The sequence below is a fragment of the Kribbella sp. NPDC006257 genome (genome assembly GCF_040613535.1).
Classification (GTDB): domain Bacteria; phylum Actinomycetota; class Actinomycetes; order Propionibacteriales; family Kribbellaceae; genus Kribbella.
The window spans coordinates 208954-232728 of record NZ_JBEXSJ010000007.1; the positions used below are offsets into that span (position 1 = coordinate 208954).

A 23775-nucleotide genomic window follows, 5' to 3' on the forward strand; every position below is an offset into this window, starting at 1 on the left:
AGCCGCTCGGCCCCTCGACTGAACTGTGTGAACGCCTCAGATGGCATGCTGCACGCGACTCTAGTAGAGGCGGAGCTCACTTCTCATGACCGATACACCGTTCGACGCACACCAGGTTCTCGACCTGGTCGCCGATCTGCTGCCGGTCCTGTTACCGGACGCCGAACTCGACCCGGCCGGCCCACTCGTCAAGCTGCGCTGGAGTCGCGGCGGACTCTCGTCCAGCGCCGAGGTCGGGCTGGTCGAGCTGATCGATCTTTGCCGCGAGCAACCGAACCATCTCTGGCCGCGGACCGTCGACGACTGGCTGCGCGCCGTCGTCGCCGAGATCGGCATCGCCACCGACGAACACCTGTACGGCGAAGTCGCCGCCCGGCAACGCGTCACGCTGCGGCCCCGCGGCTGGACCGACCCGGCCGGCAACATCCTGGCCGGCCTCAGCGTTCCGTTCGGCCGGTACTTCGAGATCGTCTTCGGCATCCAGAGCGGTTCCGACTGGCAGCGGCTGACCCAGGTCCGCCAGGTGATGCACGGACTCCATCTCCCGGATCGGCCGTCGGGGCTCGACCTGACGCTCAACGGCCTGACAGGGTTGACGTTCCAGCCCATTCCGGGAGCTCCTTGGTCTGTTCTGCATCGGGCCGGCGACCAGACCGTCGGGATGGCCTTGGTGGACCACGACCGGCTGATGCCACGAGCGGGCAACGGTCGCGGGACCTTGCTCGCAGTACCGGCCTCTGATCTGCTCGCCGCCTGTCCGGTGGACCGGCGCGAAGACATGCAGACCAGGGCCGACGAGTTCGCTCGCTGGGTCGCGAAGGCCAATGCGGATGCCGCGGACCCTTGTACGGCAGGGGTTTACTGGCTCGTCGGCGAGCTGCTCGCCGAACTCCCGGTCGACCTCGACCGCTCCCCCGCGGTCACCCTGCCGAAGCCGCTGCGGACGCCGGCCTGGCGCCGCTGGCTGAACCGCTGACGCTGCGGTCAGTCGTCGTCCTCGTCATCATCGTCGTCGTCCTCGTCGTCCGGTTCTTCCGGGCGGCGGGTGGCGCCGGCGGCCTTCAGCGTCCGCGCCTCGGCCAGGGCGTCCTCGTACGACTCCCAGCCCGGCGACTCGTAGACCATCTGATCGCTGACCAGGAAGGTCTGGTTGGTGAAACCGTCCGGCGCGTTGAAGATCAGCCACTCCTCGTACGGCGTGACCTGAAAGCCCGCGAATGCCTCCGGTGGGGTCGCGGGGACGCCCTCCGGCAGGTCCTCGTTGTGGTACTCGGCCAGCCGCACGTACGCGCGGTTCAGCGTCTCCTGGTCGATGCCCTCAGGCATGGCCCGTCCTTTCTTCCCTACCGAGGTAGGCGTACTTGTCCTGCCATTGCGAGAAGACTTCCACGAACTGTGGCGCCTTCGCGGTCAACGGCACGATCCAGCGCAGGGTTTCCGCGTAGTAGCTGGCCTGCTTCTCCGGCCGCGGATGGGTGTCCAGCCGCTGTACGTTGCTGTAGCGGTCCGAGAGCTTCACGACGAGGACATCCGGCGGCGCATCGATGAACGAGCCGAGGTACGCCGTACGGACGGCTGTTTTGTCTTCGCCCGGTCCTGGTTCCGGCTTCGTGACCCAGGCCACGAGTTCCGCGACCTGCTCGCCGAACTCGTCGCGCACCTGGTCGGCGTGCCACTCCTCGGCGAACCGGTAAGCCGGAACCAGGCGATCGATGACCTCGGCCGGCAGCCGCTCCCGCAGTACCGACTCGGCGTCGGTCCAAGTGCGCCACGCTTCGAAGGTCTTCACTCGGTACCTTTCGGGGCCAGGGTTTCGCGGTATTGCTCCCAGGTCGGCAGCGGCCACGCCACTTCGGTCGGTGATACATCCCGGCTCTCGAACTGTGACGGGAGATCATCCTGCTCGTTCATCGTTGCGAACGCTTCCCGGACCGCTTGCTCGTAGCTCTCCGGATCCGCGTACCGGCGGCCGTCGATGACAGCCGCTGCCCTCCACCGATCATCAACGCGGATCCGTACGAAGGTCAATTCGATGGGACACCACCCCGCTCATCACTTCGCATCCAGTTCGTCGAGGGTGACGGTATCGATCGGCTTCGGCTCCTGGGCGACCCGGTCGGCGAGGGTCCGAATCGGCACCGCGCCGTAGTCGAGCTCGACGAAGCCGTTCGCGGTGATGAACCCACCACCGCGTTCGAACAACACCAGCATCGGCTCGTACGGATCATCGAGGTCCGCGAACCGCTGCCGCGGCTGGTCGCCGAGAGCCGCCCAGTGCAAGGCGCCCTCGGCTACCAAGCGGACCGTCGGATGGCCCAGGGCGTACCCGCTGTTGCTGATCAGCTGCTCGACCAGCGCCGGGTCCGCTCGTACGCCGGGGTCGACTCCGGCCGCGATGTCGAAGAACGGCCAGCCGTCCTCGGCACCGAGCGCCCGCGCCCAGAGCGCCGCGCGGCGAAGGTACTCCTGGGTCAGCCTGCCCCGCGACGACTGGTGCTCGAAGGCCGCCTCGTCGTCATCCCATTTGACCGCCAGCAACCGGGAAAGCACGCCCTCGGCGGCCACGTTGTCCGTCACAGCCCTTTACCCTCTCTCGCTGCCCGGACCACGTCGTCCAGGTTGGACAGGTCCGCGGCGATCTCCACCTGCGGCAGACCGAGCGATCGCCAGTGCCGCAGCAGATTCATGGTGGGATCACTACGCATCGACAGCGGCGCCAGGTCGTGTGCGCCGACATGCTCAGGCTTGAACTTGACCATGCCATCCTCCCACGCGTCGGGATGGGTCGGCCGATACGGCAGGCCGGCCTCGAGCAACCGGCTCTCGACGTACTCGTGCGCGATCAGCGAACGGAGCTGACTGGACTCCTCCGGGGTCAGCTTGGCGCCGGAAGAAGCTTTCTCCCAAAGGTCGGCGGTCGGCTGGTCGGCGGTGAAGTAGCCGTGCTCGGAGGTATCCGGACCGGTCGCGACGTCGTGCTTGCGCGCGAACAGGTTCTGCTTCGCCTCGTGGATCACGTTCGGGTCGAGCCCGGTGTTGTCCGCGAGCGCCGGAACGTCGTCCGCCTCCCGGATCCGCTTGTACGCCTCCTCGGCGTGCGGGAACGACTCCCCGACGAACTCGCTCGATCCGTAGCTGTCCGAAGAACCGGCCTGCCCGTTGTGCGGACCAGGTTCACCTGGGTGATATCCACCATCGCCCGGATGGTGCGGGTCGGGGCCCGGCTGGTGCGGCTCACCGGCAGCCTGATGCGGTTCGCCGGCGTGTGGCTCACGGGGCGGAGCGTGCTGCCCATCAAGCGCATCGCGCACCGGATGCTGCGGCCCGCCTTGCGACCACTCGGTCCGCGGATCCACTGGCTCCTGCGCCCGCTGCTCGACCCGATAGTTCTCCCGCGGATCAGCAGGCCGCTCCGGATTCAACCGACTCTCGATCCGGTTCGGGTCGTGCGGCGCATGCGTCGGCGGACCATCCGGGTGCAGCGCATTCTCGATCCGGTTCGGATCACGCGGCGCGTGAGTCGGCGGACCGTCCGGATGCAACGCGTTCTCGATCCGGTTCGGATCATGCGGCGCATGCGTCGGCGGACCATCCGGATGCAGCGCATTCTCGATCCGGTTCGGATCACGCAGCGCATGCGTCGGCGGACCGTCCGGGTGCAGCGCGTTCTCGATCCGGTTCGGATCGTGCGGCGCATGCGTCGGCGGACCGTCCGGGTGCAGCGCATTCTCGATCCGGTTCGGATCACGCGGCGCATGCGTCGGCGGACCATCCGGATGCAACGCGTTCTCGATCCGGTTCGGATCGTGCGGCGCGTGAGTCGGCGGACCGTCCGGGTGGAGGGCGTTGTCGATCCGGTTCGGGTGGTGTGTGGCGGGCGGGCCGTCCGGGTGGAGGCGCGACTCGATGTGACTCGGGTCGTGCGGGGCCGGGGTGTGGTCCTTGGGCGGCGGCATGTCGCGTCGGGTTGACGGATCGGGTGCGTGATCGTGCGCGGACGGTACGCCGTCAGCCGGCTGGTGCGACTGCGGGTGCGCAGGATCAGCCAACGGATGCGCCGGGTCAGCCTCCGGATGTGCCGGGTCGGCATGCGGGTGTGCCGGATCAGCCTGCGGATGCGCAGGATCCGTATGCGGCGCCCGACCCTCCGGGTTCAACCGCTGCCCAATCTCACCCTCACCCGGCACATGACCGTCCTGATGCGGATGCGGCGCCGCCGGAGTCTGCTCCGGGTTCAACCGCTGCCCGATCTCACCCTCCCCCGGCACGTGACCGTCCTGATGCGGGTGCGGTGTGGTCTGCGGGTTCAACCGCTGACCGATCTCACCCTCACCGGGGACATGACCGTCCTGATGCGGATGCGGCGCAGACGTGGTCGGTTGAGCAGGCGCGTGCTGCATCGGCTGGGCCGGTGCATGTTGCGTCGGCGCAGGCGTGTGCTGCGGCGTGGGGTTGTACGGGTTGTTCGGCACCGGCTGTTGCTGGGGCGGGTTGTGCGGGCCCGGCTGATACGGGTTATTCGGCACCGGCTGCTGTTGAGGCGGGTTGTGCGGGCCCGGCTGGTACGGGTTATTCGGCACCGGCTGCTGTTGAGGCGGGTTGTGCGGGCCCGGCTGGTACGGGTTGTTCGCCACCGGCTGCTGCTGGGGAGGGTTGTGTGGGCCTGGTTGGTAGGGGTTGTTCGGGACTGGGTGTTGGGGGGCCGGTGGGTTGTAGGGGCCCGGTTGGTTCGGGGTGTGGGACTGGGGGCCGAAGGGGTGTTGCGGCGTGGGGGTCTGCGGGACCGGCGGCGGGGTTGCGTCGACCGGGTGACCGGGTGCGCACGGCGACTCCCACTTGCCACCGGGCTGACGAGTCATCACCTCGAGGTCGTTGAACGTCGCCTTGCCGTTGCCGTACTTCGGCGGCCACGCCCCCGTCTTCCCGCTCTGGGCGTCGGCCCAGCGGACCCGTCCCTTCTGGTCGACGAACGCGTTGAACCAGTGCCCACCACCAGGCGGCAAGGTGCCGTCGGGAAGCACACCCTTGTGCCACGAACCACCAACGATCGCGACCGTGCCCGGCGGCTTGCCCTTCAGGCTGTCCTCGATCGCCTTCAGCGCGCCGTCGGTGTACTCCCGGGAGTTCTTCGACCCGGGTACGTTGATCCGGTCCGGGCGGATGCCGGTGTTCTCGTACATCTCCATCCGCTCGCCCGGCGGAATCTTGTGGTCGGCGTGCGCCAACCGCGGCTCACGACCCTGCAGCGTGTCGGCGAACGTCCGACTGGAGTCACCACAGTTGTTGGTGAACCGCGGCTTCCCGCTCTTGAAGAACGGGTTGACGGACTTGATCCACTTCTTCACGTTCGAGACCGGCGGATCGCCGACGTCGCGCTGATGGCGGTTGGTCAGCGAGCCGTCGTGGTCCTCGTTGTGGTACCGGTGCGGCTCCACCTCGTGCCGCGGCTGCCCCGGAGCACCGTGCTGGTGCCCCGCGCTCCACGGCGGCAGGTGGTGCGGCGGTACCGGCGGAGGCGCGCTCGGCTGGTTCGGATGTGGCTGATTCGGGTGCGGCTGGTTCGGGTGCGGTGTCGTGCCGTGCGGCTCGCCGGCGCCGGTGTGCGGTTGGTCCGCATCGGGTCGCCGCGCCGGGTCGTGCGGCTGGTTCGGCGTACGGTCCGGGGCGTGTCCGCCGCCGGGGTGGGTGCCCGGCGCATGGCCGGGAGCGTGCATGCCGGGCATCATCGGCGGTGCCATCGGAGGCGTGTCGGCGCCATGCGGCGTCGTGGGGGCGTCCGGGGCGTGCGTCATCGCGTCGGGTTCGTGCGGCGCGTTCGGGCGGTCGGGGTTGAGCCGGTCGCCGATGCGGTTCGGGTCGTGCGCGGCCGGCGGACCGTCGGGGTGCAGACGCGAATCGATGGTGCTCGGCTCGTGCGGACGCCCAGGACCATCCGGGTTGAGGCGGTCGCCGATCCGGTTGGGGTCGTGCGCGGCCGGCGGGCCGTCCGGATGCAGACGCGAATCGATGTGCCCCGGCTGCCCACTCGGATCGTGATGAGCCGGAGTATCCGGCGTATGCGTCGTCGGGCTGTCCGGCGAGTGCGTGGTCGGGTGATCCGGCGTGTGCGTGCTGGGGCTGTCCGGCGAATGCGTAGTCGGAGAGTCCGGGGTGTGAGTCGTCGGGCTGTCCGGCGAATGCGTGGTCGGAGAATCCGGCGAGTGAGTCGTCGGGCTGTCCGGCGTGTGCGTGGTCGGAGAATCCGGCGAATGCGTCGTCGGAGAATCCGGGCTGTGCGTCGTCGGAGAGTCCGGCGAATGGGTCGTCGGGCTGTCCGGCGAATGCGTCGTCGGAGAATCCGGGCTGTGCGTGGTCGGAGAATCCGGCGAGTGGGTCGTCGGAGAATCCGGGCTGTGCGTCGTCGGGGAATCCGGCGAATGCGTCGTCGGAGAGTCTGGGGTGTGGGTGCCGGGGGTGGTTTGGGTGTCGGCGTGGGTCGGGGTGTTCGGGTCGTGCGACGCCGGGGTGTCCGAGTGCGTGGGGGCATCGGTGTGGGCGGCGGGGCTGTCCGACGGTGAGGTCGGGGTGTCGGAGTGCGCGGGCGCGTCGGTGTGCGCAGCCGGAGTATCCGAGTGTGGCGCAGGTGCATCCGTGTGCGCAGCTGGTGCATCCGTGTGGGCGGCTGGCGTGTCCGAGTGGGACGGTGTGGGGTCGGCTGGGGACGACGGGGTGTGGTCTCCCCCGCCGACGTTGCCCGGTGTGTCCGAGTGGCCGACGTTCGGCGTACTGTCGCCGCCGTGGTACGCCGGGGTCGAGTCCCCGCCGCCGACCGAGACCGGCGTGTGCTCCGGCACGTGCGGTGCATCGACACCGACATGCGCGCTGGGCAGGTCGATCCCCTTGCCCACCTTCGGAATGTCCAGCCCGCCGAGCTTGGCCAGCCCACCGATCACCGGGTTGCTGCCGACCTTGATCGCGAGATTGCTCACCTTCGGCAGCTTCATCGCAAGATCGAAGGCGGCCTGCCCCGGCCGTACGAACTTGCCGGTCACGTTCACCGCGATTTCGGCGCCCTTGGCAACCTTCGCCGCCACCGCGCCATACTTGCCGGCCATCGCCGTGGCACGCACAGCGCCACCGGCGCCACCGGTACCGACCGTGGTGATCACGTTGAAGCCGACCTGGCCGAGCGCACGGCCCGGGTCCTCGCCCCACATGTCCCACGCGACCATGCCCTTGAGCACGGTGATGCCCACGTTGTCGAGGTAGGCGGCTGTCTCCGGGAAGACCATATGCATGAACGCAGCAGCACCCGGTGTGGCATACATAGCGGCGGCCGCGAGCGTCAGACCGACGCCCTTCCAAGCCTGTCCGCACTTGTTCCAGTCGGGCAGTTCGTGCCCGAAGATGCTGTCCACACCCATCGACTTCAGCAGCGGCTGGATCGGGATCAGCGTCGTCAGCGCGTCCAGGGTGCCGAGGAGGCCGTCGACGAAGACGCCCTTCAGTACGCCGACCGCGAAGTTGCCGACGTCCTCGTACCAGGGGGCGTCGTACTCCAGCGGCTTACCCCACGGCGGCTCCTTCTCCTCGTCGGTCGCCGGCGGCTCGGGATCGCCGTCGCGGTGCCCGCTCTTCTCGTCCCACTTGCGCCCGCCGTACAGGGCCGCGATCTTGTTCGCGCAGCGGTTCTCGGCCTCACTGATGGCCTGCATCGAGTCCGAGATGTCCTTGTGGAGCTGGTTCTCCTGCTTGACCCAGTCCTCGTTGTCGTCGATCTCGTCCTCGGGCGTATTGCCGACCATCCGCTTCCACGCTTCGGCCCGGCCCTTGACGCCGTTCAGCTTGCTGACCTGGTCCTTGACCTCGCTGACGAAGACGCGGAGCGCACCCGCGAGCTTGCTCAGCTCGGGGCCGAACAGCTCGCCCTCGTTCTTCACCGGCAGCATCGCGTTCAGTAACAGGCCCTTCTCCGGCCCGTCGATGTAGTGCGCGTCCATGCCGTTGCGGAACTTCAACTCGAGGTCCTGGGCGATCGACACGATGTTGTTCCCCGTGGTCACCAGGTTCGTGGCGGCGGTGAGGACCGTTTCCAGGTTGCCCTCGAACTTCGGGATACCTTCGACCTTGATCATCTGCCGGCTCCCGTCTCAGACCGCGCCGTGCGGCGGCTTGGGCTGGCTGGCGGCGACCTCGGCCGCGTACGCCGCGGCGGCGGAGTTGATGATCGCGCGCGGATCGACGCCGTCGGCCAGCTGGATCCCGCGCTGGGCCGCCTGGGCCATCTCGGTCTGCCCGTTCTCGAGCGCCATCACGGCGTTCGACGTCCCGGTCAGCACATCGCCGGTGCGCTTCACCATGCCGGGCAGCGAGTTCTTCCACTTGTCGGCGAACTCGCTGATCGCCTGCGCGATCACGCCACCCTTGCCGCTCATCGAGGCGTTCGTGGCGGCGTCCTGCAAGGCCGTGCCCAGCGTTTCACTGATTCCCTGGAAGTCGCCCGCGCGAGTCTGAATGCCCTTCAGACTCTCCATCGCGGCAGCACCCTCGATGCTCCACTTGACCATTCTCGACCTCTCGACGCCCGCGAACCCGGGCTCAACGATGTGTATCTGGACAGCACAGAGCAGGACCAGCGCGCACTGCGCGCTGGTCGTTCGCTCCCGGAAGGGGCGGCAGGTCAGCCGCCGGTCATCCCCCGCACCGCGGTGGATGCCGCGCCGTGCGCGGTCTCGCCGATGCCGTCGAACTCCTTCAGGGTCGACGACAGCGACTTGATGATGCTCTGCACCTCGGCCGCGGCGGCGTTGAACTTCGCCTCGACCGCGTCGTAGTCGTCCATCACCTTGTTCATGCTCGCGTCGGCGCGCATCGCCTTGACGTTCGCCTTGTGCTGCGAGAGCAACGACTCGATCTGGCCCGAGAGGCTGGTGATCTTGCCCTGCGTGTCGCCGCTGGCGCCGCTGTCGAATCCGGTACGTCCACCCATGTCAGTAACTCCCCGTCTCAGCGGTTGCCGAACTTGGCGGCGTCGAAGTTCGCCGCGCCTTCTGCCTTCTTGGCAGCCTGGGACATGTCGGTCTCCGCGGTGCGGACCGCCTTGTCCATGCCCTGCTGGCCTGCCGCGATCGCGGCCATTCCCGCGTTGAGATCCGCGGCGATCTTGTCCACCCGGCCCTTGAAGGCCATGAACGCGTCGTGACCGCCACCCTGCAGCTTGCCTTCCAGCGGCTCGGCGGCCGCCGCGAGCTGCTTGACCAGCCCGCCGAGGTCCTGCGTACCGGTCCCCGTCTTCTTGGCCAGGGTGCTCAGGGTGTCTTTACCCATGTCCCAACGAGTGCTCACAGCAGAGTCCCTCCGAAGATTTTTGTTGCCTGCTCTCGACGTTCCCCACGATAGACGTGGCCGGGGTCGCTCCCGGTTCCCACTAGCTGGGGCTCAGGACGTCTTGGAAACAGGGCCTTTGGGTACGTTCGTCGAGGTGCCGGTCGGTACGCCGGTCGGCGCGCCACTGGGCACCGGCGTCCCGGACGAGGTCGGGCTCGAGACGGTCGCGCTGGGTTCGACCGGACCGCCCGGGCCTTTGCCCCGCTGGTCCTGGATGAAGGAGTAGCCGACGCAGCCCGCGCAGACCACGGCCGCGACGGCAGCGCTCGCGAAGAGCTTCGTCACCCCTTCGTCGAGGGTGTTCCGCGAGCGCGCCGAACCGAACAACCACGCCTCCCGCAACCGTCGCCGGCGAACCGCCACCGACTCGATCAGCTGGGTGTCGTACTGGCGCGCCACATGCACCCCTTCAGGTCCGGAACGAACAACGCGCCTAATCTAAACGCTCGGGGGTTCGCCACCGCCCACCCGTCCGGTGCGTGTCACACCTTTGCATCCGGGCTTAAGGGCTTGCCATCCCGCCCCGCTCAGTCCGTACTACGGAATCTCGCGGCCACCTCGTCCGTGAGCGCCGCCCCGCCTTCGCCGTTGGTCAGGACAACCACTGCTTCGCCGGCTGCCGGGGCGACGAGAACCGTGTGCTTGAAGCCCGGGTTGTCGCCGTTCTGATGCAACACGGTCGTCCCGTCTTCGCGCGACCAGAATCCCCAGCCGAGCGTCCGGCCACCGTCGGGTACGCCGTACGGGCCGGTCGTGAGTGCGCGGATCTTGCGGGAGGTGGCCGAGTCCCAACCCCAGAAGGCGGATTCTAGGAAGCTGACGTAGTCGGGAAGCGTGAGATCCAGCGTGCCGTACGCGCCGATCCGGTCGCGTAGCCGCCGCGTGAGCGCCCGGCCGGAGGCGTCGTGACCTATCGCGACCTCGGTGGACTGCACCGATTCACCGGTCGGCGGATCCACGAACGAACTGCTGGTCATCGAGAACTGATCGAGTAGGTCGCGCAGTTCAGCGGCGACAGTGTCCGCGCCGCGCGCGTTCTGGAGCGCTTTGAGGAGTACCTGGAAGCCTTCGCCGGAATAGACGACCTGCTCCCCCGGTGTTGCGACCAGGCGCAGTGGTTCGCCGTCTGGTCGCCAGTTCGGCAGGCCTGTCTGGTGGGAGAGGACCATAGCGGGGGTGATCCGCGTGAGCCTCGGGTCGTCGGCGGCACCGATCGTCGCGTAGTCGATCGAGATCGGTGCGTACAGATCGAGCTCGCCGGCGGCGGCCAGCTCCAGCACGTACCAGGCGAAGAACGGCTTGGTCAGCGAGGCGCCGTCGAAGGTGGTTGCCGAAGTCAACGGTCTGCCGGCGACAGCTGCACCGAAGTACAGGGCGGTGCGCAGCCGGCCGCCGGTCAGGAGCGCCAGCGCCGTGCCGGGTGCTCCCGACCGCTGCCAGGATTCTTCGAGCCAGTCGAGCTCTATCCGGCGGCCCGCCTTGCTCCGACCTTCTTCGCCGGTGCCTTCGCGGCGGCCGTCTTCGTGCCGCTGGCCTTGGTCCCGCTCGTCCTCGTCACCGTAGCGGTCTTCGCAACCGTCTTCTTGGCGGCTGCCGCCTTCTTGGCCGGTGCAGCCTTCTTCGCGACCGCCTTCTTCGCCGGCGCCTTCGTGGCGGACTCGGCGGCCTTCCTCGCGCTGGGCTTGGCGGCGCGGCCGTGCAGGATCTCGGCCAGGAACTCGCCCGTGTACGACGCCGGGTTCGCGGCGACCTCCTCAGGGGTGCCCTCGGCAACCAATGTGCCACCGCGCCGGCCGCCGTCGGGGCCGAGGTCGACGATCCAGTCGGCGGTCTTGATCACGTCGAGGTTGTGCTCGATCACCAGCACCGAGTTGCCCTTGTCAACCAAACTGCCCAGTACGCCGAGCAGCTTGCGGATGTCCTCGAAGTGCAACCCGGTCGTCGGCTCGTCCAGCACGTACACCGTGCGGCCGGTCGACCGCTTCTGCAGCTCCGACGCCAGCTTCACCCGCTGCGCCTCACCACCGGACAGCGTGGGAGCCGGCTGCCCGAGCCGGACGTATCCCAGACCGACCTCGTTCAGCGTGGTCAGATGCCGCGCGATCGCCGGGATCGCGGCGAAGAACTCGGCCGCCTCCTCGATCGGCATGTCCAGGATGTCCGCGACCGTCTTGCCCTTGTAGTGCACCTCGAGCGTCTCGCGGTTGTACCGCGCGCCGTGGCAGACCTCACACGGCACGTAGACGTCCGGCAGGAAGTTCATCTCGATCTTCAGTGTGCCGTCGCCGGAGCAGGCCTCGCAGCGACCGCCCTTCACGTTGAACGAGAAGCGGCCCTGCTGGTACCCGCGGACCTTCGCCTCGGGGGTCTCCGCGAACAGCTTCCGGACGTGGTCCCAGACGCCGGTGTAGGTCGCCGGGTTGGACCGCGGGGTCCGGCCGATCGGCGACTGGTCGACGTGGATGACCTTGTCGACGTGCTCCATCCCGGAGATCTTCGTGTGCCGGCCGGGGATCGTCCGGGCGCCATAGATCTGCCGGGCCAGCGAGGTGTAGAGGATGTCGTTCACCAGCGTGGACTTGCCCGAGCCCGAGACCCCGGTGACCGCGACGAAAACGCCCAGCGGAATCGTCACGTCGATATCCTGCAGGTTGTGCTCGCGCGCGCCGTACACGGTGAGCTCACGGCCCTCGGTGAGCGGCCGGCGTACTGCCGGGATCGGGATCTCCTTGCGACCCGAGATGTACGCACCGGTGATCGAGTCCGGGTGGTTGCGCAGGTCCTCGACCGTGCCGGAGACGACGACCTGGCCACCGTGCTCGCCGGCGCCGGGGCCGATGTCGACCACCCAGTCGGCGTGGTCGATGGTGTCCTCGTCGTGCTCGACGACGATCAGCGTGTTGCCGAGGTCCTTCAGCCGGACGAGGGTGTCGATCAGCCGCCGGTTGTCCCGCTGGTGCAGGCCGATCGACGGCTCGTCCAGCACGTAGAGCACCCCGACCAGGCCGGAGCCGATCTGGGTGGCGAGCCGGATCCGCTGCGCCTCGCCGCCGGACAGCGACCCCGCCGGCCGGTTCAGCGCGAGGTAGTCCAGGCCGACGTCCAGCAGGAACTGCAGCCGCTCGCCGATCTCCTTCACCACCCGCTCGGCGATCTGCTTCTCGCGCGGGGACAGCTCCATGTCGGCCAGGAACGCGTGCACCTCGTCGATCGACATCGCGCCGATCTCGGCGATGTTCTTGCCGCCCATGGTGACCGCGAGCGAGATCGGCTTCAGCCGGGCACCGTTGCAGGCCAGGCAGGGCACCTCGCGCATGTATCCCTCGAAGCGGTCCCGGCTGGTGTCGCTGGACGCCTCGGCGTGCCGGCGCTCGACGTACGGGATGACGCCTTCGAAGGTGGTGTAGTACGAGCGCTCGCGGCCGTAGCGGTTCTTGTACGAGACGTGCACCTGGCGGTCGTGCCCGGTGAGCAGGGACTGCTTCGCCTTCGCGGGCAGCTCGCCGAACGGCGTACTGGTCTTGATCTTGAGGTCCTTGGCGAGCGCGCCGAGCAGACGTTCGAAGTACTGCGTGACGTTCGCTCCGGCCCACGGCTGGATCGCGCCCTCGTCGAGTGACTTCGACGGGTCCGGGACGAGCAGCTCCGGGTCGACCTCCATCCGGGTGCCGAGACCCGAGCAGACCGGGCAGGCGCCGTACGGCGAGTTGAACGAGAACGACCGTGGCTCCAGCTCGTCGATCGCGAGCGGGTGGTCGTTCGGGCAGGCGAGTTTCTCGGAGAACCGGCGCTCGCGCTGCGGGTCCTTCTCGTCCAGGTCGACGAAGTCGAGCGTGACGATGCCGCCGGACAGCCCGAGCGCGGTCTCCACCGAGTCGGTCAGCCGCTGCTTCGCGGAGCCCTTCACCGCGAGCCGGTCGACCACCACGTCGATGGTGTGCTTCTTCTGCTTGTCCAGCTTCGGCGGCTCGGTCAGCTGGATCGTCTCGCCGTCCACCCGGGCCCGGCTGAAGCCCTGGCCGCTGAGCTGCCGGAAGAGGTCGAGGTACTCCCCCTTGCGTCCGCGGATCACCGGCGCGAGCACCTGGAACCGGGTGCCCTCGTCCAGGTCGAGGACCCGGTCGACGATCTGCTGCGGGGTCTGCTTGGCGATCGGCTCGCCACACTCCGGGCAGTGCGGCCGGCCGGCCCGGGCGAAGAGCAGCCGGAGGTAGTCGTACACCTCGGTGATCGTGCCGACGGTGGAGCGCGGGTTCTTCGAGGTCGACTTCTGGTCGATCGAGACGGCCGGTGACAGCCCCTCGATGAAGTCGACGTCCGGTTTGTCCATCTGGCCCAGGAACTGCCGCGCGTACGCCGACAGCGACTCCACGTAACGCCGCTGGCCCTCCGCGAAGATGGTGTCGAAGGCCAGGCTGGACTTGCCCGACCCGGACAGCCCGGTGAAGACGATCATGGCGTCGCGCGGCAGGTCGAGCGAGACGTCCTTCAGGTTGTGCTCACGCGCTCCACGCACGATCAGACGGTCAGACACAAGCGCACTCTCAGCCGTTCTCGAGGGTTTCTGGGCGGCCCTGAACCGTCATCGACGGATCCGGAACCGACACCTGGGACATGCCCGGTCATGCTAACGAGGCCCACCGACAAAAACTTCCGCCGACGATCCGGACCGGATCCACGGCCTCTTTCGAAAGCATATTCGATAGTCTCAGGCCATGGTCGCATCGGAGCCAACGAACCGGCTGCTGGCGGAGTTACCGTCCGCCTGCGGCCGCCTGCAGGACACCCTCGCCCGGCTGACGGACGCCGACGTACGACGCCCGTCGCTGCTGCCCGGCTGGACCGTCGGGCACGTTCTGACGCACCTGGCCCGCAACGCCGACGCGCTCGTGAACTTGTGCGACTGGGCGCAGACGGGGGTCCGCAAGCCGATGTACGCCTCGGTGGAGGCGCGGGAGGCCGATATCGAAGTCGGTGCCGGGCGAGCGCTCGCCGTACAGGTTGATGACCTCAACGCAGCTGAGGCGCGGTTGCGGGAGCGGTTCGAGGATCTGCCGGAGGTGGCGTGGCTCACAGAGATCTCCTGGCCGAGCGGCGTGGTCCGTACTGCGGACCAGATCGTCGTGGCGCGGCTGAACGAGCTGGAGGTCCATCATGTGGATCTGGGGCTCGGGTACACCTTTGCCGATGTGCCTGCCGAGTCGCGGGAAGTGCTGCTGACTTATGTGACTACGCGGTGGCCGGACGACGTACCGGTCGTACTGCGGAGCTCCGAGAGCGCGTGGACATCACCTGACCGGCCTGCTGATGCAAAGATCGTCACTGGCGGCACTGCTGCCTTGCTGAGCTGGGTGCTGGGCCGGGACGACGGGAGCACGCTCTCGGCGGACGGCGGGCTTCCCGACGTACCGAAGTGGGGATGACATGGGAGAACAACGCATGACTGAGTACCACGGGAATGTTCACGTCGGTGGGCCGGTGCAGACGCATGAGCTGGCTCAGCTGATGATCACCAAGGTCGCCGTGGGGCCGATGAACAACAACGCTTATCTACTGCGCTGCCGGCAGACCGACGAGCAGGTGCTGATCGACGCTGCCAACGACGCTTCGACCCTGCTGTCAGTGATCGGCGCCGGCGGTCTCACGCGGGTCATCACGACGCATCAGCACGGCGACCACTGGCAGGCGCTCGCGGAGGTGGTCGCCAAGACGGGTGCGACCACGGCCGCGGGACGCGAGGACGCCGACGCCATCCCGGTGAAGACCGACGAGGCGGTCGGCGACGGCGACCAGATCAAGGTCGGCGAGCACAGCCTCGAGGTCATCCACCTCGTCGGGCACACACCGGGCTCGATCGCGCTCCTGTACGACGACCCGACCGGCGCCCCCCACCTCTTCACCGGCGACTCGCTCTTCCCCGGCGGCGTCGGCAACACCCGCGGCAACAAGAAGAATTTCGAGTCCCTCATCCACGACGTCGAAACCAAACTCTTCGCCCGCCTCCCCGACGAAACCTGGGTCTACCCCGGCCACGGCGCCGACACCACCCTCGGCACCGAACGCCCCCACCTCCCCGAATGGCACGAACGCGGCTGGTAGCACTTCGCCGTTGGGATCTCGCTCGGCCCGATCCAGGATCTCGGCAGCTGGCGGCGAACCCCTAGTTTCAGCGGTTATCCCCTCAAAGTGGGGGTTGGCGCTCTGTATGCACGTCGGCAACCCCACTTTTCGGGGGACAACCCCAGCGCGCGCGGCCCGGCCGAGGAGAGCTGCCGGTACGGCGTACGCGGGGTGCCTGGTTGCCATGGGCTGACCGGTACGGCGTACGCGGGGTGCCTGGTTGCGATGGGCTCAGAGGTGGCGGCGGGCTTCGGTGATTTGGGCGAGGATGTTGGTGGCGCCGGTGGATTCGGCGAGGGCGGTGGCTTCGTCGGCCAGGGCTGCGGCGTCGTCCGGGCGGTCTTGGGCGATGGCGAGGTAGGTCAGGCCGACCAGGTTGGCGGCGACGCCGGTGAGGAAGCCCAGGTCCTGGCGGAGTGCCGTTGATTCCTCGAGCCGACTTCGGGCTAGGTCGAGTTGCCCGGACTGTTGGGCGGCGATGCCCAGGTGGCGGAGGGCGTAGGACAGCGTGAGGTTGGCTCCGGTCTCGCGGGCCAGATCGGCCGATCGGGTCAGGGCGTCGACGGCGCCGTCGTTGTCCTGCCAGACGACTTGGTAGAAGCAGCCGATCCAGAAGAGCGCCTCGGCCTCGCCGCTCTGGTCGGCGAGCTTGCGGTAGAGCTCGAGCGAACGCTGGAAGAGCGGGAGCTCCGCCGGATCTTCTTTGCCGCCGGCAATGAACCGTCCGTGCAGCAGCCGGCCGCGCGCCAGCGCCAGGTCGGCCTCGGCGGCGTCCAGTTCGGCATCCGCCTGTGCCAGAACGCCTTCGGTGCCGTTGAAGATCGCCTGCTCGTACAGCTCGCGCGACCGTTCGACCCGGTCGTCCACTCTGTCTCCTCCGTACGCCGCACAGGCCCCCACCCAGGGATCGTAGGTCGGCTTCGGGACCAGATGGGCGGACAACCGCGCGGTCGCCGACCGATTTGTGCTGACCTTTACCTCGAAGCGGTGTACCGACGGACATGAGGTGTGCCCCGGGCTCGGCCCACCGAGGCACGGCCTGAGCGTGGCAGTGCGGCGTACGCCTGGACACCTCATGTCCGTCGGTACGCTGATGGGTTGCCGGTGATCGAGTTCCTGGGTCGGATTGACCGCCGGCGGCCGGTCAGCGGTCGGTGAGCTCGGCTGGTTCGGCGACGACGTCGACTAGGGCGCCGTTGCGGATGGCGGTGATTTCTGTGCGGCGGCCGATGGCGTCGGCGAAGAGTTGGCGCTGGAGCGACTGGGCGTCGCGCAACGGCGTACCGTCGACCGCTAGGACCAGATCGCCTTGGCGAAGACCGGCATCCGCCGCCGGGCTGCCGGCGATGACCTCGACGATGCGCAAACCTGTGCGTTGGCCGAAACGCTCGACCAGGTTCGGGCGCAGTGGCGCCGGTGTGGTGACGAGTCCGAGGTAGGCGCGACGGACCCGGCCGTCGTGCAGGAGCGAGTAGATGATCCGGCGCGAGGTCGGATTCATCGGTACGGCGAGCCCGAGGCCGATCCCGGCGACGGCCGTGTTGATACCGATCACCCGTCCGTTGCCATCGGCAAGCGCTCCGCCGGAGTTGCCCGGATTCAGCGCCGCGTCGGTCTGGATCACATCCTCGATGATGCGCTGCGCCGACCCCGACCGCACCGGCAGCGACCGCCCGAGAGCACTCACCACTCCCGCGGTCACACTCCCGGCCAGCCCCAGAGGGTTGCCCACGGCAACGACCAGGTTCCCGACCTTCAGTCCGTCCGCATCCCCGTACTCCGGCGGATCCGGGATCGCCCGATCCGCCCGTAGTACGGCGAGATCCGACAGCCGGTCCACCCCGATCACTGTCGCCTGCGCAGTGGTCCCGTCAGCAAACTCCGCCGTCGCCCCATCACCATCACCAACCACGTGAGCATTAGTCAGCAGATGCCCGTCCGCCGTCAGCACCACTGCCGACCCCGACGACTCACCCCGCCGCCCTTGCACCCGCAAACTGGCCACCCGCGGGATGAGATGCTCCGCCACCCCCGAAACCACCCGCGAGTAAGCATCCAGTACGTCATCGTCCGCCATCACACGCCTCCTGATTACATCATTACAGTGCAATCAAGCCAGGAGAAGGGAAGCTCAGCTCACGAGGCTCGATGCGTCGCCGACGCGGTACGGCGCGTAACTACCCGCATCGATCTGCACACGTCCGGCCAGCACAGCGCTCGGGATCAGGTAGATGCTGCCGTTCCCCAGCACGATGAAGAACAAGTCCAACCCATCAGGGTCGTACGGCATCTTTCCTGCGGACTTGTCCAGCACGTACGGCCGTCGCCCGACGCCCACTGACCAGCGACCCTTACCGTTCGGCCGAACACACGTCTTCACCTGAACCCGCTGGATGCCTTTTGGCATGGTCACCAGCAGGTCATACTCCTGCGGCTCGACCGGCAGCGCGACGGCACAACCGCGCAAGGCGAACCACGCCATAGCCACCGCCGGTGCCGCAGCACTCAGCATCTCCTCGCGTACCGGCTCATCGAAAACCTCACCCGGCTCCGAGTGATGGTGCGGAGTCTTCAGGTGCCCCCAGTCCAACCCCAGCCTCGCCGCGTGCCCCTTGACCCGCACCCGATCCGGCCCGTTATCCGCCACTCCGAGGCCGCTCATCACCTCGGCCCAGCACGTAGACGCCACGACCGCCTCACGCAGTTGACGGTCGGACCATCGACGCTGACCAGTGAAATGAGAGACGTCGAGTTCCAGCCGCGCTGTGTGGCGTTTGATGGTTCTCACCACGCTCGCGGAGGTGTCCTTCAACCCCAAGGCTCGAGCGGCTGCACGCCAGGACCGGCTGCCCTCGATCGCCTCTCGCAACTGGGCGTCGGTCCAGCCGCGCTTGTCCCCGATCGCGTTCATGAGGGGAGACTAAAGAGGAGCACCGACATTGTCGGTGCTCCTCTTTCGGTCGGGCTGCCGAGACTTGAACTCGGGATCTCTAGTCCCCCAGACTAGCGCCTTACCAACTAGGCCACAGCCCGAAAACCCACTCCTGTAGCAGCGAGCGAGTAAACCTTACCCCATCCGACGGGGTGCTTCTTACCGGGTTCCCACGACTTCTGAGTTAGCTCTTCGGCTTCTTCACCCGCGGGCGGATTTGGACGTGGACGGGGCTGCCTACGAAGCCGAAGTCTTCTCGGAGGCGGCGTTCGATGAAGCGTTGGTACGACGGTTCGAAGGCGCCTGAGGTGAAGATCGCGAACGTCGGCGGCATCGTGGTGGCCTGGGTGCCGAACAGGATCTTCGGCTGCTTGCCGGAGCGGACCGGGTGCGGGTGCGCCGCCACGAGCCGGCCGAGGAACGCGTTCAGCTGGCCGGTCGGGACGCGCGTCTGCCAGCCGTCCAGCGCTGCCTCGATGGCGGGCACCAGCTTCTCCATGTGCCGCCCGGTCATCGCGGAGATGTTCACCCGCGGCGCCCAGCGGAACTGCACCAGGTCGCGGTCGATCTCCTTCTCCAGGTAGTACCGGCGGTCCTCGTCAACCAGGTCCCACTTGTTGTAGGCGATCACGAGCGCCTTGCCGGTCTCCTCGACCGTGTTCATGATCCGGATGTCCTGCTCGGTCATCGGCTCGGACGCGTCGACCACGACTACGACGACCTCAGCCCGCTCGATCGCGCTGTTGGTGCGCAGGCTGGCGTAGTACTCGTGGCCCTGGACGTTCTTCACCTTGCGTCGGATGCCGGCGGTGTCGATGAAGCGCCACTGCTTCTTGCCGAGCACGATCAGCTCGTCGACCGGGTCGACCGTCGTACCGGAGACGTCGCTGACGACTACGCGGTCCTCCTTGGCCACCTTGTTCAGCAGCGAGGACTTGCCCACGTTCGGCTTGCCGACGATCGCTACCCGGCGCGGTCCGCCGATCTCGGCGTCGCGCTCGGCCGGTGCGTCCGGCAGGGCAGCCAGTACTGCGTCCAGCATGTCCCCGGTGCCGCGCCCGTGCATCGCGGAGATCGGGAACGGTTCACCGATCCCGAGGCTCCACAGGTTCATCGCCTCGGCCTCGACCCGCTGGTCGTCCACCTTGTTGGCCGCGAGCACGACCGGCTTGCCCGACTTCCGCAGTACGCGGACGACCGCTTCGTCGGAGTCGGTGATCCCGACGGTCGCGTCCACCACGAAGATCACGGCGTCCGCGAGACTGATCGCCACCTCGGCCTGCGCTGCGACCAGGGCCGCGAAGCCGACCGCGTCCGGGTCCCAGCCGCCGGTGTCGACGAGCGTGAAGCCGCGGCCGGCCCAGTTGGCGTCGTACGAGACGCGGTCCCGGGTGACCCCCGGAGTGTCCTCGACCACCGCTTCCCGGCGGCCGATGATCCGGTTCACCAGCGTCGACTTGCCGACGTTGGGCCGGCCGACGATCGCGACCACGGGCAGCGGGCCGGTGTCCTCGCGCTCGTGGGTCGGCTCCGCGGCGAACTCGTAGCCGGTGGGCAGGTCACTCATCAGGATCCTTCTGGTCTGGCATCCCCGGAAGCGGGTTGCCGGTGGCTGCGACGGCCGCCTGCACATGGGCCCGCAGCACGTCGCCGATCTGGTCGGCAATCACGCGTAAATCCGAGTGCCTCCTCGGAAATGGTACGCGCTCGACGGTGAAAGGTTCGCCATACACCACATCCAGCCGGGTTCCGCGGGGCGGAAAGCGCTCCACGTCACCGCCCGGCTGCCTGGTCCCGAGCAGCGCGACCGGCAGGATCGGCGTACCGGTCACGGCGGCCAGGTAGGCGACCCCGGTCCGCATCCGTCGGAAGTCCCCCGGTCCCCGCCTGCCCTCCGGATAGATGGTGAGCACCCGGTCGGCCCGCAGCACCTGGATCGCGCGGCGGATCGCCAATACGTCGTACGCGGACCGGTCGATCGGGATCTGGCCGACCCGGACCAGCACCTTGCCCTGCAACCCGGTGAAGGCCTCGATCTTGCCGAGCTGGTGCACCATCCGGGGTGCGATCGCGCCCAGCAGCGGGCCGTCGAGGAGACCGAGGTGGTTCGGTGCCATCAACACCGGGCCGGTGCGCGGGAACAGGTCCTCGCGGTGCACGGTCAGGTCGTAGCGCCGGCGGAAGTACTGGCGGACCACCAGCCGCAGCGGCACGCCGAGCCGGTACGGCAAAGGGGCCAGGTCGTCGGTCCGCGGCAGCTCCCGGTGGCCGGTGAGCTCGGCGGTCATGACTCCCGGTCGCGAGGGGCGGCCTCGGCCTCTTTCGCCAGACGGCAGATCACTTCGATGACCTCCTCCAGTGACAGGTGAGTGGAATCGACGGTGACGGCCCCGTCGGAGGCCACCAGGAACTGGGCGACGGTCGAGTCGTCGGCATCCCGCCGGACGATCTGGTCCCGCAACTGCTCGGCGGATACCGCACCCTCGGTCAGCTCGGCCTTGCGGCGGGCCATCCGGGCTTCCTGGTCGGCGGTGAGGACCACCTTCAGCTCGGCCTCGGGAGCGACCACGGTCGCGATGTCGCGGCCCTCCACGACGATCCCGCCGGTCGGCTGAGCAGCCGCGATGATCGCCCGCTGCCGGGCGATCAGCTCAGCCCGTACGGCGAGGTTGGTGGCGGCTACTTTGCTCACGCTCTCGCTGATCCGTGGATCCCGGATCGCCTCGGTGATGTCCGTCCCGTCGGCTCCGACGGTCTGGTGCTGCGGGTCCGTAGACATCGCCAGCTGCAGCTCGCGGGCCCGGTTCGCGGCCGCGTCCTGATCGGCGGGGTCGATCCCGTGCTCCAGCACCGACCAGGTCACCGCGCGGTACATCGCACCGGTGTCGAGGTACTGCAGTCCCAACCTGGTGGCGACCCCGCGGGCCGTGCTCGATTTACCGGAACCGCTCGGGCCGTCGACAGCGATGATCATGGGCCAGAGGTTACCGGTGTACGGCCCAGCCCCGCTCGGTCAGTACCCGCACCAGCTGGTCCACCGAGTCCGGCTTGACGTCCAGCTCGACCTCACCGACCGGGCGACCGGGGCTGTGGTCGATCCGCAGGTCCTCGACGTTCGCGCCCGAGGCGGCCGCGTCGTTGAACAGCCGGGCCAGCTGGCCGGGCCGGTCGGGGATCGTGACGAGCACCGGCACCAGCTCGATGTGCGGGGCGCCGTGCTTGCCGGGCACCCGGACCGCGCCGGAGACGCCGCGGTTCAGCACCGCGGTCACCTCGTCGGCCGCCTCTTCCTTGCCCAGGGCAATGAGTAGCCGGTCGAGTTCGTCCCGGATCCCTTCCAGCAGGCCGCTCAGGGCCGGTGAGTTGGCCGAGACGATCTGGGTCCACAGGCCGGGATCGCTGGCCGCGATCCGGGTGACGTCGCGAACGCCCTGGCCGGACAGCTCCAGGTGGGCGGCCGGCGCGTCGACCAGCGTGCCGGCCGCGAGCGACGACATCAGCTGCGGCAGGTGCGAGACGCGGGCGACGGCCAGGTCGTGGTCCTCGACGGACAGCTCGACCGTGCGCGCACCGGCTGCCTCGGCGAGCCGGCGTACGAGCTCGACGGCTTCGGTCGAGCTGGTCTCGTGCGGAGTGACGGCCCAGGTTGCGCCGTCGAACAGGTCCGCCCTGCCTGCGAGCGGGCCATTGCGTTCCGATCCGGCCATCGGGTGGCTGCCGACGTACCGGGTGAGGTCCTCGGCCGAACTGAGCGCCCGGGCCTCGGTGAGCGGCTTCGACTTCACGCTGGCCGCGTCGGTGACGATCGCGTCGCTCTGCTTCAGCTGCTCGGCCACCACCGCGCCGACGTGATCCGGCGGTACGGCGACGACGACGAGCTGCGGCTCGATCTGGACCAGCCGCGAGCCGGCCCCGATCCGCTCCGCCATCAGGGCGTTGTCGGGATCGGCGTCGACCAGCTCCACGACGACGCCGAGCCGCCCGAGCGCCAGGCCGATCGACGTACCGATCAGTCCGGTGCCGACGATCCGGACCGGTCCGCGCAGCTCGGTCACTGAGCACCCGTCAGGTCGGGGCGAAGCTTGACGGCGCCGTGCAGGTAGACATGCTGGATCTTCTCCCGCGAACGCGGCGACTCCGCGTGCACCATCATCCGGACCACCCGCGGCAGCGCGTGCGGTACGTCGATCTCCTGCATGCACATCAGCGGTACGTCGGTGAGCCCGATCTGCCGGCCGGCCACCGCGGGAAACTCCGACCGCAGATCCGGGGTGACCGTGAACAGGATGCTGATCAGGTCCGCGGACTCCAGGTCGTTGGCCTGCAGCACCGCCCGGACCAGCTCGGCGGACCGCTCGAGCAGGTGCTCGCGCTCGTCCTTCTCGAGCTGGGTGGCTCCCCGGATCGCCCGTACCGCCACAGTGCCTGCCTCCTAGTTCGCCACTTACTTGCTCACGTCAACCCTAACCATTTCGCCGTAGCGGCGCCCAGCTGTCTCGCATTCTGCCCCTACGACTGCCGTTCCGCAGCGTCGACGGTCTGCTCCAGCAGCAGCGAGATGGTCATCGGGCCGACCCCGCCGGGCACCGGGGTGATCAGGCTCGCCACCTCGGCGGCCTCCTCGAAGTGCACGTCCCCGACGTTGCCTTCGTTGTATCCGGCATCGATCACCACTGCACCGGGCTTGAGCCAGTCGCCCCGGACGAAGTTCGCCTTGCCGACGGCGGCGACCACGATGTCGGCGGTCCGCACGATGTCGGCCAGGCCGCGGGTCTTCGAGTGCGTGTAGGTGACGGTCGCGTTCGATGCCAGCAGCAACATTCCGACCGGCTTGCCGAGGATCGGGCTGCGTCCGATGACGACGGCGTGGGCGCCTTCCAGCGGGACGTCGTACGCCTCGAGCAGCCGGAGGATGCCGCCCGGCGTACAGGACCGGAAGCCCGGTTCGCCGAACGCCATCGCGGCGAACGCATGCATGGTGACGCCGTCGACGTCCTTCTCGGGGTTGATCGCCTCGAACGCGGCGCGCTCGTCGATCTGGGCCGGCACCGGGTGCTGCAGCAGGATCCCGTGCACGGACGGGTCCTCGGAGAGCTTGGTCAGCTCGGCGACGAGCTCCTCGGTGGTGGTCTCCGCGGGCAGTACGACGCTGCGCGAGCCGATGCCGGCCTTCTTGCTCCGGTTCTGCTTCATCCGGACGTACGTCGCCGAGGCCGGGTCGTCGCCGACCAGGACGGTCGCCAGGCAGGGCTGGACGCCGGTCTCGTCCTGCAGCTTCTTGGCTCGCTCGGCCGCTCTGGCCACCATCTCGGCGGCGAGGTCGGTACCGATCATCAGCTGGGCAGTCATACACGCGC

The 23775-nt window shown here is 68.4% G+C and carries 22 protein-coding genes and 1 tRNA gene; 3 read left to right on the top strand and 20 right to left on the bottom strand.

Features of this window, described 5'->3' with window-relative positions; genetic code table 11:
- The first annotated feature begins 85 nt into the window (after positions 1–85).
- The gene (locus ABZ004_RS11470) at positions 86–976 is read left to right on the top strand and encodes a hypothetical protein (protein ID WP_355679713.1); all 891 of its coding nucleotides are present in this window, start codon (positions 86–88) and stop codon (positions 974–976) included.
- Positions 977–984: 8 nt separating this feature from the next.
- On the opposite strand, the gene ABZ004_RS11475 is transcribed toward ABZ004_RS11470, so the two are convergent.
- From ABZ004_RS11475 to uvrA, 10 genes are all read right to left on the bottom strand, one after another.
- Entirely contained in the window at positions 985–1326 is a 342-nt protein-coding gene (locus ABZ004_RS11475; RefSeq protein WP_355679714.1) for a hypothetical protein, read from the bottom strand.
- Positions 1319–1789, bottom strand: a complete 471-nt coding sequence (locus ABZ004_RS11480) for a hypothetical protein (RefSeq protein WP_355679715.1) — start codon at positions 1787–1789, stop codon at positions 1319–1321. Before ABZ004_RS11480 ends, ABZ004_RS11475 begins: the two co-directional genes overlap by 8 nt.
- 263 nt (positions 1790–2052) lie before the next feature.
- The gene (locus tag ABZ004_RS11485; protein WP_355679716.1) at positions 2053–2577 is read right to left on the bottom strand and encodes a hypothetical protein; all 525 of its coding nucleotides are present in this window, start codon (positions 2575–2577) and stop codon (positions 2053–2055) included.
- The gene (locus ABZ004_RS11490) at positions 2574–8114 is read right to left on the bottom strand and encodes a toxin glutamine deamidase domain-containing protein (protein WP_355679717.1); all 5541 of its coding nucleotides are present in this window, start codon (positions 8112–8114) and stop codon (positions 2574–2576) included. Before ABZ004_RS11490 ends, ABZ004_RS11485 begins: the two co-directional genes overlap by 4 nt.
- 15 nt (positions 8115–8129) lie before the next feature.
- Positions 8130–8546 (bottom strand): DUF6507 family protein, encoded by a 417-nt coding sequence (locus ABZ004_RS11495; RefSeq protein ID WP_355679718.1) that lies wholly within the window; start codon positions 8544–8546, stop codon positions 8130–8132.
- A 113-nt stretch (positions 8547–8659) separates the two neighbouring features.
- Positions 8660–8968 carry a hypothetical protein gene (locus ABZ004_RS11500; RefSeq protein ID WP_355679719.1) on the bottom strand — a complete coding sequence of 103 codons (309 nt, stop codon included), beginning with the start codon at positions 8966–8968 and terminating at the stop codon, positions 8660–8662.
- A 17-nt stretch (positions 8969–8985) separates the two neighbouring features.
- Complete coding sequence (locus ABZ004_RS11505; RefSeq protein ID WP_355679720.1) at positions 8986–9324, bottom strand: hypothetical protein; 339 nt, start codon at positions 9322–9324, stop codon at positions 8986–8988.
- Between the two features lie 93 nt (positions 9325–9417).
- The gene (locus ABZ004_RS11510; protein WP_355679721.1) at positions 9418–9765 is read right to left on the bottom strand and encodes a hypothetical protein; all 348 of its coding nucleotides are present in this window, start codon (positions 9763–9765) and stop codon (positions 9418–9420) included.
- A gap of 128 nt (positions 9766–9893) precedes the next feature.
- Entirely contained in the window at positions 9894–10832 is a 939-nt protein-coding gene (locus ABZ004_RS11515; protein WP_355679777.1) for a serine hydrolase domain-containing protein, read from the bottom strand.
- Positions 10829–13900, bottom strand: coding sequence for an excinuclease ABC subunit UvrA (uvrA, locus tag ABZ004_RS11520; protein WP_355679722.1), 3072 nt, complete (start codon positions 13898–13900; stop codon positions 10829–10831). Before uvrA ends, ABZ004_RS11515 begins: the two co-directional genes overlap by 4 nt.
- Positions 13901–14081: 181 nt before the next feature.
- Between uvrA and ABZ004_RS11525 the strand changes: the two genes are divergently transcribed.
- On the top strand, positions 14082–14789 hold the full coding sequence (locus tag ABZ004_RS11525) for a maleylpyruvate isomerase family mycothiol-dependent enzyme (RefSeq protein ID WP_355679723.1): 708 nt from the start codon (positions 14082–14084) through the stop codon (positions 14787–14789).
- A gap of 16 nt (positions 14790–14805) precedes the next feature.
- Positions 14806–15465: an MBL fold metallo-hydrolase gene (locus tag ABZ004_RS11530; protein ID WP_355679724.1), complete on the top strand. Its 660-nt coding sequence runs from the start codon at positions 14806–14808 to the stop codon at positions 15463–15465.
- Positions 15466–15717: 252 nt separating this feature from the next.
- Here the strand turns inward: ABZ004_RS11530 and ABZ004_RS11535 are convergent, their stop codons facing one another.
- From ABZ004_RS11535 to ABZ004_RS11580, 10 genes are all read right to left on the bottom strand, one after another.
- Entirely contained in the window at positions 15718–16353 is a 636-nt protein-coding gene (locus tag ABZ004_RS11535) for a tetratricopeptide repeat protein (RefSeq protein WP_355679725.1), read from the bottom strand.
- A gap of 277 nt (positions 16354–16630) precedes the next feature.
- Positions 16631–17563 carry a trypsin-like peptidase domain-containing protein gene (locus tag ABZ004_RS11540; protein WP_355679726.1) on the bottom strand — a complete coding sequence of 311 codons (933 nt, stop codon included), beginning with the start codon at positions 17561–17563 and terminating at the stop codon, positions 16631–16633.
- 54 nt (positions 17564–17617) lie between these two features.
- Positions 17618–18397, bottom strand: coding sequence for a hypothetical protein (locus tag ABZ004_RS11545; RefSeq protein WP_355679727.1), 780 nt, complete (start codon positions 18395–18397; stop codon positions 17618–17620).
- Between the two features lie 49 nt (positions 18398–18446).
- Positions 18447–18519: transfer RNA gene (locus ABZ004_RS11550), tRNA-Pro, on the bottom strand.
- Between the two features lie 83 nt (positions 18520–18602).
- Positions 18603–19985: a ribosome biogenesis GTPase Der gene (gene der / locus ABZ004_RS11555; protein ID WP_355679728.1), complete on the bottom strand. Its 1383-nt coding sequence runs from the start codon at positions 19983–19985 to the stop codon at positions 18603–18605.
- On the bottom strand, positions 19978–20706 hold the full coding sequence (locus tag ABZ004_RS11560; RefSeq protein WP_355679729.1) for a lysophospholipid acyltransferase family protein: 729 nt from the start codon (positions 20704–20706) through the stop codon (positions 19978–19980). The genes der and ABZ004_RS11560 overlap by 8 nt, the downstream gene beginning before the upstream one ends.
- Positions 20703–21392 (bottom strand): (d)CMP kinase, encoded by a 690-nt coding sequence (cmk, locus tag ABZ004_RS11565; RefSeq protein WP_355679730.1) that lies wholly within the window; start codon positions 21390–21392, stop codon positions 20703–20705. Before cmk ends, ABZ004_RS11560 begins: the two co-directional genes overlap by 4 nt.
- A gap of 10 nt (positions 21393–21402) precedes the next feature.
- Positions 21403–22473 (bottom strand): prephenate dehydrogenase, encoded by a 1071-nt coding sequence (locus ABZ004_RS11570; protein WP_355679731.1) that lies wholly within the window; start codon positions 22471–22473, stop codon positions 21403–21405.
- Positions 22470–22838, bottom strand: a complete 369-nt coding sequence (aroH, locus tag ABZ004_RS11575) for a chorismate mutase (protein ID WP_355679732.1) — start codon at positions 22836–22838, stop codon at positions 22470–22472. The genes ABZ004_RS11570 and aroH overlap by 4 nt, the downstream gene beginning before the upstream one ends.
- A gap of 89 nt (positions 22839–22927) precedes the next feature.
- Positions 22928–23767, bottom strand: coding sequence for a bifunctional 5,10-methylenetetrahydrofolate dehydrogenase/5,10-methenyltetrahydrofolate cyclohydrolase (locus ABZ004_RS11580; RefSeq protein ID WP_355679733.1), 840 nt, complete (start codon positions 23765–23767; stop codon positions 22928–22930).
- Positions 23768–23775: the final 8 nt, after the last annotated feature.

Coding starts and splice junctions, on each gene's coding strand:
- ABZ004_RS11470 (WP_355679713.1), top strand. CDS start 86: ATGACCGATACACCGTTCGACGCACACCAGGTTCTCGACCTGGTCGCC.
- ABZ004_RS11475 (WP_355679714.1), bottom strand. CDS start 1,326: ATGCCTGAGGGCATCGACCAGGAGACGCTGAACCGCGCGTACGTGCGG.
- ABZ004_RS11580 (WP_355679733.1), bottom strand. CDS start 23,767: ATGACTGCCCAGCTGATGATCGGTACCGACCTCGCCGCCGAGATGGTG.
- ABZ004_RS11490 (WP_355679717.1), bottom strand. CDS start 8,114: ATGATCAAGGTCGAAGGTATCCCGAAGTTCGAGGGCAACCTGGAAACG.
- cmk (WP_355679730.1), bottom strand. CDS start 21,392: ATGATCATCGCTGTCGACGGCCCGAGCGGTTCCGGTAAATCGAGCACG.
- ABZ004_RS11500 (WP_355679719.1), bottom strand. CDS start 8,968: ATGGGTGGACGTACCGGATTCGACAGCGGCGCCAGCGGCGACACGCAG.
- ABZ004_RS11525 (WP_355679723.1), top strand. CDS start 14,082: ATGGTCGCATCGGAGCCAACGAACCGGCTGCTGGCGGAGTTACCGTCC.
- ABZ004_RS11530 (WP_355679724.1), top strand. CDS start 14,806: ATGACTGAGTACCACGGGAATGTTCACGTCGGTGGGCCGGTGCAGACG.
- ABZ004_RS11560 (WP_355679729.1), bottom strand. CDS start 20,706: ATGACCGCCGAGCTCACCGGCCACCGGGAGCTGCCGCGGACCGACGAC.
- ABZ004_RS11545 (WP_355679727.1), bottom strand. CDS start 18,397: ATGAACGCGATCGGGGACAAGCGCGGCTGGACCGACGCCCAGTTGCGA.
- ABZ004_RS11495 (WP_355679718.1), bottom strand. CDS start 8,546: ATGGTCAAGTGGAGCATCGAGGGTGCTGCCGCGATGGAGAGTCTGAAG.
- der (WP_355679728.1), bottom strand. CDS start 19,985: ATGAGTGACCTGCCCACCGGCTACGAGTTCGCCGCGGAGCCGACCCAC.
- ABZ004_RS11540 (WP_355679726.1), bottom strand. CDS start 17,563: ATGGCGGACGATGACGTACTGGATGCTTACTCGCGGGTGGTTTCGGGG.